Raw genomic sequence first — 10,861 nt, forward strand, 5'->3', positions numbered from 1 at the left:
GTCCAGATTTGCATCAGATGGTTTGCTGATGCTCATAGACTAAGGACCAATGATCGGGGAGAAGACCATGATACGAAACGCTGCAGCGAGCGCTACGATTGCATTTTTGACGGGCTGCGGCGGTTCCCTATACGTTGCGGACGAAAACTGGAACGCTCAACCCGGAATTCCATTCAGAGCAACGGAGGTTTATGTCATGCGGGGAGTGCTAAACAAACATACTGAAGGCAAGGATTGCGACAACACTCCTTTCGTCCGCACTTTGCCATTGCCTGCGGGTGCTCAGTATTTCGTCGCTTTCAAGGGAGCGATGCTTGCCAAATCAGAGTTCTCGGTAAATTTCGGGCCGAATGGCACCTTGTCCTCAGTGACACTTAATTCTGAACCGGGCGCTTCTGAGACGCTTAGAGCAACCTCCGATTTGTTGAAGTATGCGTTACCTGTGGCAACAGCCGCAACCGGCGGCGGCTTGCTCGGAACTACTTTTAATGTGAGCACACCTTTTCCTGTTTCGCCGGAAGTTGCTAAGATGATGAAAGAGATGGCGAAGCGCGATACTGAAATCTCGCCGCCGGACGGTGCGGAGCCTCCTAAGGCGCCGCCCAAGATTGCGTGTAATAGTGGGGAGGACAAGGTAACACTTTTGCCGCTCTCAGCCGACCTAGAAAAGTATCGCTAAGTCGCATGGGTACGGACAAAGGACGGATACATAGACTTTTGCCCCAGCTTATGCCAGAATGTAGCAAGCTTGAAATAAGTATGACCAAAGCCCGCATGTCTCACGACGGCGGGCTTTTAGTTTTGGGGGCGCTGCGTGTTTTAAAGCGCTGCGATACAGTAGTCGCAGCACAGTTCCCCGAAAGGTAAAACATGAATTCATACGAAGTGGCAAAGCACGCCGCTGCTGCGGCTCTCAGCGAGCTGGAGGCCGGTCTTGAAGCCAAGAGACAGGCAGAAGCTGCAGAGGCAGCGCGAGTAGCTGCAATACTTGAGCCTGCTTTAGTAGAGGTCCGGCGTGTTTTTGAGTCGTATCGGGATCAGTTGAGCGCCGACGGGTTCACCGCTACCTTCGATACGCGGGAAGCGCATCCGCAAAAAATTGGGCTGGAAATTCAGTTTGACGGTCCACTCGCACGGCTCTCGCGGACCTACCGCAGGATTTATGTGACTGCTGAGATTCAGGGTCAACGTGTCATGATGACAGCTATAACCATCATGTCGTCTGGTTACAAACGGCCCGACATCGGTTCGTGGCAACTGGCGTCGGAAGACGATCTGTTGTCCTTCGGCGAGACGCTAGAGCTTGCCTGGGCAAAAATCTTCAAGACTGTATTTGAGCCACGGAAGTAATACCACGGTAGTGTCCGCGCGACAGGAATTGAAGCCCCGAGTGGAGACCGCCGGGGCTTTTTTTATGGAGATACGATGCAGTCCCGCTCATCTGATTCCCCGCAAATACAGGTCCAATCCGATCTAGTCCATGAGACCGTTTTCAACGCGAAAGTTTCTGGCAAGGATCTCGATGATTTGATTGTGTCGGGTGTCATGAGGCAGATCGGCCGGCCTGTGATGGACCGCACCGGCGTGACGTGGAAGGTGGTGCATCGCAATGAGACGACTGCCACGGAAGGCACGCGGCAGATCGCCGAGGTAACGATTGTGGTCGACCATCGCACTGATGCTGTACTCGATACATCGACAGTGCATGTTCGGCCTGGCGATGTAGTGTTGCTTCCGCCTGGTCACCACTGGTTAGACATCACCTCGATGGATGGCTGGTGTGGTTACGTGGCCGTGCCGAACGATGCCTAGGCTTACGACGCTCAAGCCCAGGGTGCCTACTCAATTCGGTCGTCTGGCAGTGCAGCAGCCCGGTTCGTGGCGGCCGTCTGGTGCGACAGCGAATGAGCGCGGCTACACGTACAAGTGGCAGAAGGCCAGCAAGGCCTTCCTCGAGGAACATCCATTGTGCCAATACTGCGAGCGTGCAGGCTTCATCACGGCGGCGCGGTTGGTCGACCACATAGTGCCGCACCGAGGTGACCAGTCGCTGTTCTGGAGTCGGTCGAACTGGCAGGCACTCTGCCGCTCGTGTCATAGCGGCGAGAAGCAGCGCGAGGAAGCAGAGGCGCGCTAGGCGGCGTCTTGTGAAGGGATGCCCGACGCATGAACGGCGGCCTGATCGCCCCGCCACTGGCCCCCAGCCCCGTCCCTGACCCCACCGGTCAAGGGAGGGGGGGGTCAAAACCTTGGGGTCGCCGGATTCCTAGACCACCTGTCCCCGCACGCGCAGAATTTTTTTCTGTTCTGGGGGTTTTGTTTAATTAGCTTGTTAAATCCATATGCCTTTGACCCCCAAGAAACGCGCGTTCGCCGTGGCTTGGGCCCGGGGTGCGTCCCCGAGCAAGGCCGCGGTGGATGCTGGGTACAGCGAGAAGACCGCGCCGGCCGCTGGATCTCGCCTGACCAAGGACAAGCACGTGCTCGCTGAAGTCGCACGCCTGGGCCTGCCGGTACCGGCGTCCAGCAAGGCCGGGCGAAAGCGCAAGACGCCAGTGCTGCCGGAGCCTGCGTGTGGTTACACCGGGCCGGACGGCGTGAAGACGTCCGATGCCCCGGCGGCTTGGCCTTTCGGAAAGGAGCCTCCGGTGATAGCGCCTCCAGTACAGGAGCCGCCGCCAGCCGACGCAGCCACGTTCGAAGATCCGCTGGAATACATCAAGCACGTCGTCAACGACCCCGCAGCCGAACCAAAGGAGCGGCTCGACGCCGCGAAAGCGTGGGCGTCCTACGTTCATGCGAAGAAGGCTCCGGCAGGAAAGAAGGAAGGTCGCAACGACGCAGCGGCGGCGGCCGCTGGCGGCGCCAACCCTTTCGCGCCGCGCCGGCGGCTTGAAGCGGTGAAATAGTGGCGGCCCCGACCTGGACGACAGCATGCCCTGACTGGGAGCGGCGCATAGTCGCAGGCGAGTCGCTGGTGCCGTTCTCGCCACTCTTTCCCAGCGAAGCGTCCGCCGGGCTCGCGGTGTTCAACGAGCTGCGCGTGGTCGACATGCTTGGCAAGCCGACGGTGGGCCAGATCGCGCGGCTCTGGATCAAGGACTTTGTCGGTTCGATCTTCGGCGCGCTGGACCCAGAGGCTGAACGGCGGCTCGTGCGCGAGTTCTTCATGTTGATCAGTAAGAAGAACTGGAAAAGTGGCTTGGCCGGTTTGTCGATGCTCACCGCGGAGACGCTGAACTATCGTGACTCGGCGGAGTTCCTCGTCCTGGCACCCACGATTGAGGTAGCCAATAACTCATACAAGCCGGCCCGCGACGCAATCAAGGCTGACGAGAGGTTGGATGCGCTGTTTCAGGTGCAGGATCATCTGCGCACCATCACGCATCGAGTGACCGGCGCCACCCTCAAAGTCGTGGCAGCGGACAGCGAGACGGTCTCAGGCAAGAAGACCACCGGCCTGCTAGTGGAAGAGCTGTGGATGTTCGGCAAGAAGCCCGGCGCCAAGAACATGCTCATCGAGGCGCAGGGCGGCTTGGCGTCGCGGCCGGAAGGGTTTGTCATTTATGTGACCACCCAATCGGACGAGCCACCCGCCGGGGTGTTCGACGAGAAGCTGCAATACGCTCGCGGGGTGCGGGACGGAAGAATCGAAGATCCTCAGTTCCTTCCTGTGCTCTACGAGTTCCCGCGGCAGATGTTGAAGGCCAAGCAAGAACGCGATCCAAAGAATTTCTATGTCACGAACCCGAATCTCGGGGCCTCCGTCGACATCCCGTTTCTGGAGCGGGAGTTCAAAAAGGCGGAGGTCGAAGGCGAGGCGTCGATTCGGGCGTTCCTTGCCAAGCACCTGAACGTCGAGATCGGGCTGGCGTTGCGCAGCGACCGCTGGGCCGGCGCGGACTTTTGGGAGGCGGCCGGCGAGCCGGCAGTCGCTTCGCTCGATGGCTTCCTGGAGCGCTGCGAGGTGGTGACGGCCGGCATCGACGGCGGCGGCCTGGATGACTTGCTCGGGTTGACCCTCACAGGACGCGAGAAAACAACCCGCCGATGGCTGAGCTGGTCGCACGCTTGGGCCCACCGGATCGTGCTGGAACGGCGCAAGGACATCGCATCCGCATTGCTGGGTTTCGAGAAGGACGGAAACCTCACGATTGTCGACCAGCCTGGCGATGACGTGACTGCCGTTGTCGAGGTGATCGTGCGGGTGCGTGATGCAAATCTGCTGGCGCAAGGCCAGGCTATCGGCGTCGACGCTGCAGGAATCTCAGCGATTGTCGATGCGCTGACCGACCCCGAGGGTGCCGCTTTTTCCATCGAGCAAATCGTGGCGATCTCGCAGGGATGGAAGCTGAACGGGGCCATCAAGACGGCCGAGCGCAAAGTTGCTGGCGGTGAACTTCTGCACGGTGCGACACGCTTGATGGCCTGGTGCGTCGGTAACGCACGGATCGTGCAGAACGGGAACGCGATATCGATCACGAAAGCAGTGTCGGGGACGGCCAAGATCGATCCGCTGATGGCGCTATTCAACGCAGTGTCGTTGATGGCGCTCAATCCCGCAGCGCCGAGGAAGTCGGTATACGAGTCACGTGGCGTTCGCCACATCTAGGAATCACATGGGACTGTTCGACTTTATCCGGTCGCGTAACTCGACGGAGGCGCAGGTGCGCCCAGCGCGAACGGCGCGTGCCGAGAACGCTCCCGGCCACGTGTTCACCGGCCTGGACGATCCCGCCCTGCTGGAGATGATGCGGGGCGGCCATGCGACCGCGTCCGGCGAGTACATCAGTGCCAGTAGGTCGCTCCGGAATATGTCGGTGCTTCGGTGCGTGAGTCTCATCTCCGAGACGATCGGCATGCTTCCGCTGAATTTGATCGAGAACGGCCCCGATAAGAGGTACGCCACCGAGAACCCCGTTTATCGGTTGCTGAAGGTGGAGCCCAACACGTGGCAAACGCCCTATGAATTCAAGTCAGGCATGCAAGCCAACGCCTTGGTTTCGGGTGACGCCTACGCCCGCGTGGTCTGGTCATTGGGTCGCCCGATCCGGCTCGTGCCGATGGAGCCCAGCCGGGTAGAGGCCAAGCTGACCGACGACTGGCAGATGCAATACGTCTACTCGCGCAAAGACGGCGGCCAAGTGACTCTTGGCGCGCACGAGGTTTTGCATCTACGAGACCTGTCCCTCGATGGCATCAACGGGATGTCGCGGGTGAAGCTCGCTCGTGAAGCGCTTGGACTGGCTGCACAGGCCGAGCGTGCTGGCGCCAGGCTGTTCAAGTCGGGCGTGATGGCCGGCGGAGCGATCGAGGTACCGACTGAGCTGTCGGAAGAAGCCTATCTGCGCATGAAGGAATCGATAGCGGAGCGTCACAGCGGCGCCGAAAACGCGGGCAGCTGGATGGTCCTCGAGGAGGGAGCGGCGGCGAAGAAGTGGGCAAACACTGCCTCCGAGGGCCAATACCTGGAGAACCGGAACCATCAGATCGAGGAAGTGGGCCGCGCGTTCGGCGTGCCTCGGGCGCTCATGATGATGGACGACACCAGCTGGGGTACCGGTATGGAGCAACTCGGCATCTTTTTCATCCAGTACGGGCTGCAACATTGGTTTACCGCCTGGGAAGAAGCAATCAAGCGAGTGCTGCTTTCTGCTGAGGAACGGGACCGCTACCACGTGAAGTTCAACGAAAGGGCGCTTCTGCGCGGCACGCTGAAGGACCAGGGCGACTACCTCGCCAAGGCGTCCGGGTCAGGCGGCCATGCTCCCTGGATGTCGCAGAACGAGGTCCGTGAGGTGCTGGACCTGCCTGAATCAGATAGTCCCGGCACGAGCGATGTTCGGCCGCCGAGTTCACAGAAGGAAAAAACGAATGAGCCTCCTAAAACTGCCTGAAATCCGAGCAGATCAGCGCGTGGGCGCAGCGCAGTTCGATGTTCGACCCGAGGCGCTCGAGCGCTGGGAGCCCGGTGTCCGTGCGGCCGCTGACAGCGATGCGTCTATCTCCGTCTATGACTCGATCGGCGAAAACTGGGATGGTACCGGCGTTACGGCCAAGCGCATCGGCGCCGCACTGCGCAACATCGGACAGCGCGACGTGACCGTCAACATCAACAGCCCGGGCGGCGACTTTTTCGAAGGCGTGGCCATCTACAACCTGCTGCGTGAGCATCAAGCCCGCGTAACCGTCCGCGTGATGGGCGTGGCTGCCTCCGCTGCTTCGATCATCGCCATGGCTGGCGACGACATTCTGATGGGCGATGGCGCCTTCCTGATGATCCACAACGCGTGGGCTGTTGCGATCGGCAACCGCCACGATCTGCGTGAATCGGCCGATTGGCTGGAACCGTTCGACGAAGCCATGGCAGACGTTTACGCAGCCCGGACCGGCCTCGACGCCAAAGCGATCGCCAAGCTGATGGACGATGAGTCGTGGATTGGCGCTTCTGTCGCGGTGAAAGACGGCTTCGCCACCGGCCTAATCGAGCGTGCCGCGATCGCCCACGACAGCGGCACTCAGGCGCAGGGCTCCCGCAAAGCGCTCGCGATGGTCGAGGCGTCGATGGCTCGCGCTGGTCACTCCCGCTCTGCCAGGCGCGACACCCTCAAAGCCCTTTTTTCCGGCACGCCGAGCGCTGCCGATCAACCTGCCATGCCGAGCGCTGGCGATCTCGCAGCATCGCTGCAATCCCTTATCACCTCCCTCAAGGCATGACCATGAAACACCACTCCGTTCCCCGCGGTATCGTCCGCGTTCGCGCCGAAGCGCCCCTGTCGGGCGACGTCCAGGCACTGATGGAAAGCCTGAACAAGGCTTTCGCCGACTTCAAGACCGAGCACACCAAGCAGCTCGAAGAAGTGAAGAAAGGCAATCACGATGCGTTGCAGGCTCTCAAGGTCGAGCGCATCAACGCCGATATCGGCACACTGCAAAAGGCGGTCGACACGCTGAACACGCAAATCGCATCCGCCCAGATGGGCGGCGGCGCCGGTGCCAAAGGTCCGAAGGATCCCGAGTACACGAACGCGTTCAGCCAACACATGAAGCGCGGCGACGTAAATGCCGCGATGACCAAGGGCGAAGCCACCGACGGCGGCTTTTTGGCACCGATCGAGTGGGACCGCACCATCACCAACCGCATGGTGCTGGTCTCGCCGATGCGGGGCATCGCCTCGGTGCAGAAGATCTCGGGCGCCGGCTACCGCAAGTTGTTCAATTCCCGCGGCGCAGGCTCGGGCTGGGTCGGCGAAACGGATCCCCGTCCCGAAACGGACACCCCCAAGCTGGCGTCGCTCGACTACATCCCGGGCGAAATCTACGCCAACCCTGCAGCGACCCAGCAACTGCTGGACGATGCGGAAATCGATCTGGAAGCCTGGCTGGCTGAAGAAGTCGAGGGCGAGTTCGCACTGCAAGAAGGCATTGCGTTCCTGACCGGTAACGGCGTCAACAAGCCCACTGGTCTCTTGACCTACGTGGCGGGCAGAACGAACGCGACCAAGCATCCGTGGGGCGCCATCCAGACGGTGAACACCGGATCTGCTGCCGCGATCACGTCGGATAGCCTGATCGATCTGACCACGGCCCTGCCCGGCGAATACACGGCGAATGCTCGCTTCCTGATGAACCGTTCTACTCAGGGTGCGATCCGCAAGCTGAAGGACGGCAACGGCAACTATCTGTGGCAGCCGTCGTTCGTCGCCGGCCAGCCAGCGACCGTGGCAGGTTACCCCGTCACTGAAATGCCGGGCATGCCGGACGTCGCCGCCAACTCGGTTGCCGCAGTCTTCGGCGATTTCAAGCGGGGTTACCAGATCGTGGACCGCACCGGCGTGCGCGTCCTGCGCGATCCGTTCACCAACAAACCCTACGTGCATTTCTACACGACCAAGCGCGTGGGCGGCGGCCTGCTGAATCCTGACGTCCTGAAAGCGCTGAAGGTCGCGGCCTAACAAAACCGCCGGGGCGAAGTCTGCCCCGGCGATGGAGAACAGCATGGCAAAAGTAACGAAGGCGTTTCGCGGCGTTCCTTACGGGGCCGTTTACCCGGTGGAATACCCGGCGGGCGCCGAGATCCCCGCCGAGCTCGAAGCGGGCGCGGCGGCGCTGGGCGTGCTGGACGAAGTGCACACGAAGGACATGTCGGTGGCGGACCTCAAAGCGGCGCTCGATACCCAGGGAATTGCATACGAGGCAAGCGCGAAGAAGTCCGACCTGCAAAAGCTGTTGGATTCGGCGGTCTGATCGTGGCACTCGTGAGCGTCGAGCTGGCAAGGGCGAGCCAGCGCATCGAGATCGGGGAACAGGACGCCCTGGTCGAGTTCTATTTGGGCGCCGCCGAACAGGTTGCGCTCGACTACCTGAATCGGAAGGTCTATTCCAACCTGGACGAGCTTCAGGCAGCGGTGCTAGCCGGTGACGCAGGAGAGAATCCCATCCTCGTCAATGGAGCCATTCAAGCCGGGATCCTGTTGATATTTGGCCAACTTCATTCACATCGCGAGAACGTCGTTGTTGGCGTGACAGCTGCTGAGCTGCCGCAAGGCGCACGGTCACTGCTGCGTCCGAACCGCATTCGCCCAGGAGTCTAAATGCTACGAGCTGGAACGTTGAACAGGCGTATCACGATTCAGCGCCGCGGCAGCGATCTTGATGGCTGGAATCAGCCGCAGCCGGATTCGTGGAGCGACGTTGCAACCCTCTGGGCAAGCATTCGAACGATGAATGGGCGGGAATTTGCTGCCGCAGATCGTGATGCCTCGTCGGTGACGGCGAGCATTCGCCTTCGATATCGCACCGACCTCACAGCCGGGATGCGGGTGCTGCACGGGTCGACCATCTACAACGTGACCGCCGTATTGCCAGACGAGCTGCGGCGGGAACACGTCGACCTTGCCTGCACGACGGGCATGGGGCAGAGGTGAGCAATGGCCAAGGGCCAAGGCGGTAATCAGGTCAGCATCACCCTCGAGGGCGATCTCAAGGCGCAGCTCGAGCAGTTCGCAGAGAACGTGCGTACGGAGGTCCTCCGACCGACGGTCTACGCCGCGGCGCGGGTGCTTTACGACGAAGTCAGGATCCGCGTACCAGTGGATGAAGGGACCCTCTACGGGGCGGTCTATCACTGGCACAGCGAAAAGGAATCGACCGCCGGCCGCGTCGTGTATTACGTCGGTGTCAATAAGAAGAAAGCGCCGCATTGGCACCTAGTCGAGTTTGGCCACTACCGCACCAACGAACTCGTGAGGGTCAACGGCCGATGGATGGCGACCACGCGGCGCCTCGAGACGCCAGTCTGGGTACCGGCCTATCCGTACATTCGGCCATCCTACGACGCGAAGATCGGCGCGGCTTTGCAGTCGGCGCTTGATCGCGCCGGTGAAAAGATTGAGGAGATCGCCAATGGCGGTTGAGCAGGACATTATCGCGGCCGTCGGCCCGCTGGTCGGGGGCAGGTTATTCCCCGACGTGGCGCCACCCGGAACGCAAGAGCCGTATGCGACTTTTCAGCAGATCGGTGGCCAGTCGCTCGCGTTCCTGGAATCGAAGCTGCCCGACCTTGCCAATGGCCGCTTCCAACTGAACGTCTGGTCGCGGCACCGCTCGGAAGCGTCCACGATCGCGCGTCAGATCGAGCGCGTGATGGTCGAATCGCCGGTACTGCGGGCAGAGGCACTCGGCGGCCTCATGGCTCGTTACGAAAGCGCGACACAGCAGTACGGCGCCCAACAGGATTTTTCTATCTGGTTCCGCACTTAAACGGACCAGCCCCAACGAACCGCCCCATCCGGGCGGTTTTTCTTTTTCTGCCAGGAGCCAGATATGGCCGTAAAACTTCCCAACGGATCGGTCGTCAGCATCGCAAGTGCATACGGCGCGTCGTTTCCCATTTCCGCCTTGAGCAATGCCAAGCCGCCCGTGGCTGCTGCCGCCGCCCACGGCCTCGAAGCCGGTTCCATCATCGTTGTCAACAGCGGTTGGGGCAAAGTCACCAATCGCGTGGCGCGTGCTTCGGCACTCACTGCCGACACGTTCTCTCTCGAAGGCTACGACACTACGAACGTTGCTCGCTTTCCGACCGGCGCGGGCATCGGCTCCGCGCGCGAGGTGACCGCCTGGACGCAAATCTCACAGGTGCTCGATGTGGCGTCGTCCGGTGGCGACCAGCAGTTCTACACCTACGGTTTCCTGGAAGACGATGGCGACGATCGGCAGCAGCCCACCAACCGCACGCCGTTCACGTTCACGTTCACGCTGGCCGATGACCCCGAAATGCCGCATCACGACGTGCTTTTGGCCGCCGATGAGTCGAAGGCCCCGCATGTCATTCGGATCGCCGTGCCCGACCGCGGCGTGCTGCTCTGGAACGCGTACGTCGGCTACAGCGGCATTCCAACCATGACGCGAAACCAAGGCATGACCTGCGCTCTGTCGCTGTCCTTGGAATCCCGCCCGATGCGCTACCGCGCGTCGACCTGAGATCGAAGGATAGATAAGCATGGCTCGCAAATTTGCGTTGACCGCGTCGCCGACGTTCAAGTTGAAGGTGGACATCCCGATTCCCGGTGCCAAGCCGGAGCCGGTGGAGTTCATCTTCAAGCACCGAACCCGCGACGACTTCCTGGAGTTTCTGTCCATGCTTGCCGGCCGGGGCGACGTCGAGGTGATTCTCGACATCGCGTCCGGTTGGGACCTGGAAGACGCGTTCACCGCCGACAACGTCGCCCGCCTGACGCAGCAGTACCTAGGCGCGGCGAATGCCGTGATCAGTGCCTACACCACTGAATTGCCGGGCCTGCGCCTGGGAAACTGAAGGCGCTGGCGCGGGCACTGTACGAGGAGGAGGTCGACGGCGGAC

Annotated in this window: 16 protein-coding genes; all 16 read left to right on the forward strand. The window is 61.2% G+C overall.

Going from position 1 to position 10,861, the window contains the following annotated elements; genetic code table 11:
- The first annotated feature begins 67 nt into the window (after nucleotides 1–67).
- Nucleotides 68–679 carry a hypothetical protein gene (locus IE116_RS22230; protein WP_189615485.1) on the forward strand — a complete coding sequence of 204 codons (612 nt, stop codon included), beginning with the start codon at nucleotides 68–70 and terminating at the stop codon, nucleotides 677–679.
- Between the two features lie 191 nt (nucleotides 680–870).
- Nucleotides 871–1,350: a hypothetical protein gene (locus tag IE116_RS22235; protein ID WP_189615486.1), complete on the forward strand. Its 480-nt coding sequence runs from the start codon at nucleotides 871–873 to the stop codon at nucleotides 1,348–1,350.
- Between the two features lie 75 nt (nucleotides 1,351–1,425).
- Nucleotides 1,426–1,812, forward strand: coding sequence for a cupin domain-containing protein (locus tag IE116_RS22240; protein ID WP_189615488.1), 387 nt, complete (start codon nucleotides 1,426–1,428; stop codon nucleotides 1,810–1,812).
- On the forward strand, nucleotides 1,805–2,137 hold the full coding sequence (locus IE116_RS22245; protein WP_189615490.1) for an HNH endonuclease: 333 nt from the start codon (nucleotides 1,805–1,807) through the stop codon (nucleotides 2,135–2,137). Before IE116_RS22240 ends, IE116_RS22245 begins: the two co-directional genes overlap by 8 nt.
- A gap of 211 nt (nucleotides 2,138–2,348) precedes the next feature.
- Entirely contained in the window at nucleotides 2,349–2,909 is a 561-nt protein-coding gene (locus IE116_RS22250) for a terminase small subunit (RefSeq protein WP_189615492.1), read from the forward strand.
- A gap of 68 nt (nucleotides 2,910–2,977) precedes the next feature.
- The gene (locus tag IE116_RS22255; RefSeq protein WP_229828708.1) at nucleotides 2,978–4,612 is read left to right on the forward strand and encodes a terminase large subunit; all 1,635 of its coding nucleotides are present in this window, start codon (nucleotides 2,978–2,980) and stop codon (nucleotides 4,610–4,612) included.
- 7 nt (nucleotides 4,613–4,619) lie between these two features.
- Nucleotides 4,620–5,897 (forward strand): phage portal protein, encoded by a 1,278-nt coding sequence (locus tag IE116_RS22260; RefSeq protein ID WP_189615497.1) that lies wholly within the window; start codon nucleotides 4,620–4,622, stop codon nucleotides 5,895–5,897.
- Nucleotides 5,875–6,717 carry a head maturation protease, ClpP-related gene (locus IE116_RS22265; RefSeq protein WP_189615498.1) on the forward strand — a complete coding sequence of 281 codons (843 nt, stop codon included), beginning with the start codon at nucleotides 5,875–5,877 and terminating at the stop codon, nucleotides 6,715–6,717. The genes IE116_RS22260 and IE116_RS22265 overlap by 23 nt, the downstream gene beginning before the upstream one ends.
- Nucleotides 6,718–6,719: 2 nt before the next feature.
- The gene (locus tag IE116_RS22270; RefSeq protein ID WP_229828712.1) at nucleotides 6,720–7,955 is read left to right on the forward strand and encodes a phage major capsid protein; all 1,236 of its coding nucleotides are present in this window, start codon (nucleotides 6,720–6,722) and stop codon (nucleotides 7,953–7,955) included.
- A gap of 43 nt (nucleotides 7,956–7,998) precedes the next feature.
- On the forward strand, nucleotides 7,999–8,247 hold the full coding sequence (locus IE116_RS26010; RefSeq protein WP_229828715.1) for a HeH/LEM domain-containing protein: 249 nt from the start codon (nucleotides 7,999–8,001) through the stop codon (nucleotides 8,245–8,247).
- Nucleotides 8,248–8,249: 2 nt separating this feature from the next.
- On the forward strand, nucleotides 8,250–8,594 hold the full coding sequence (locus tag IE116_RS22280) for a head-tail connector protein (protein WP_189615502.1): 345 nt from the start codon (nucleotides 8,250–8,252) through the stop codon (nucleotides 8,592–8,594).
- Nucleotides 8,595–8,927 carry a phage head closure protein gene (locus tag IE116_RS22285; RefSeq protein WP_189615504.1) on the forward strand — a complete coding sequence of 111 codons (333 nt, stop codon included), beginning with the start codon at nucleotides 8,595–8,597 and terminating at the stop codon, nucleotides 8,925–8,927. It abuts the gene before it with no gap.
- 3 nt (nucleotides 8,928–8,930) lie between these two features.
- Nucleotides 8,931–9,416 (forward strand): HK97-gp10 family putative phage morphogenesis protein, encoded by a 486-nt coding sequence (locus IE116_RS22290; RefSeq protein WP_189615506.1) that lies wholly within the window; start codon nucleotides 8,931–8,933, stop codon nucleotides 9,414–9,416.
- Nucleotides 9,406–9,762, forward strand: coding sequence for a DUF3168 domain-containing protein (locus IE116_RS22295; RefSeq protein WP_189615508.1), 357 nt, complete (start codon nucleotides 9,406–9,408; stop codon nucleotides 9,760–9,762). Before IE116_RS22290 ends, IE116_RS22295 begins: the two co-directional genes overlap by 11 nt.
- A 63-nt stretch (nucleotides 9,763–9,825) precedes the next feature.
- Nucleotides 9,826–10,482, forward strand: a complete 657-nt coding sequence (locus tag IE116_RS22300; protein WP_189615510.1) for a phage tail protein — start codon at nucleotides 9,826–9,828, stop codon at nucleotides 10,480–10,482.
- 19 nt (nucleotides 10,483–10,501) lie between these two features.
- Entirely contained in the window at nucleotides 10,502–10,816 is a 315-nt protein-coding gene (locus IE116_RS22305) for a phage tail assembly chaperone (RefSeq protein ID WP_189615512.1), read from the forward strand.
- The last annotated feature ends 45 nt before the right edge of the window (nucleotides 10,817–10,861 follow it).

Origin of the sequence: Pigmentiphaga litoralis, assembly GCF_014651835.1 — a bacterium.
Lineage (GTDB): Bacteria > Pseudomonadota > Gammaproteobacteria > Burkholderiales > Burkholderiaceae_B > Pigmentiphaga > Pigmentiphaga litoralis.

Coding starts and splice junctions, on each gene's coding strand:
- IE116_RS22230 (WP_189615485.1), top strand. CDS start 68: ATGATACGAAACGCTGCAGCGAGCGCTACGATTGCATTTTTGACGGGC.
- IE116_RS22295 (WP_189615508.1), top strand. CDS start 9,406: ATGGCGGTTGAGCAGGACATTATCGCGGCCGTCGGCCCGCTGGTCGGG.
- IE116_RS22285 (WP_189615504.1), top strand. CDS start 8,595: ATGCTACGAGCTGGAACGTTGAACAGGCGTATCACGATTCAGCGCCGC.
- IE116_RS22240 (WP_189615488.1), top strand. CDS start 1,426: ATGCAGTCCCGCTCATCTGATTCCCCGCAAATACAGGTCCAATCCGAT.
- IE116_RS22270 (WP_229828712.1), top strand. CDS start 6,720: ATGAAACACCACTCCGTTCCCCGCGGTATCGTCCGCGTTCGCGCCGAA.
- IE116_RS22300 (WP_189615510.1), top strand. CDS start 9,826: ATGGCCGTAAAACTTCCCAACGGATCGGTCGTCAGCATCGCAAGTGCA.
- IE116_RS26010 (WP_229828715.1), top strand. CDS start 7,999: ATGGCAAAAGTAACGAAGGCGTTTCGCGGCGTTCCTTACGGGGCCGTT.
- IE116_RS22305 (WP_189615512.1), top strand. CDS start 10,502: ATGGCTCGCAAATTTGCGTTGACCGCGTCGCCGACGTTCAAGTTGAAG.
- IE116_RS22260 (WP_189615497.1), top strand. CDS start 4,620: ATGGGACTGTTCGACTTTATCCGGTCGCGTAACTCGACGGAGGCGCAG.
- IE116_RS22245 (WP_189615490.1), top strand. CDS start 1,805: ATGCCTAGGCTTACGACGCTCAAGCCCAGGGTGCCTACTCAATTCGGT.
- IE116_RS22265 (WP_189615498.1), top strand. CDS start 5,875: ATGAGCCTCCTAAAACTGCCTGAAATCCGAGCAGATCAGCGCGTGGGC.
- IE116_RS22235 (WP_189615486.1), top strand. CDS start 871: ATGAATTCATACGAAGTGGCAAAGCACGCCGCTGCTGCGGCTCTCAGC.
- IE116_RS22290 (WP_189615506.1), top strand. CDS start 8,931: ATGGCCAAGGGCCAAGGCGGTAATCAGGTCAGCATCACCCTCGAGGGC.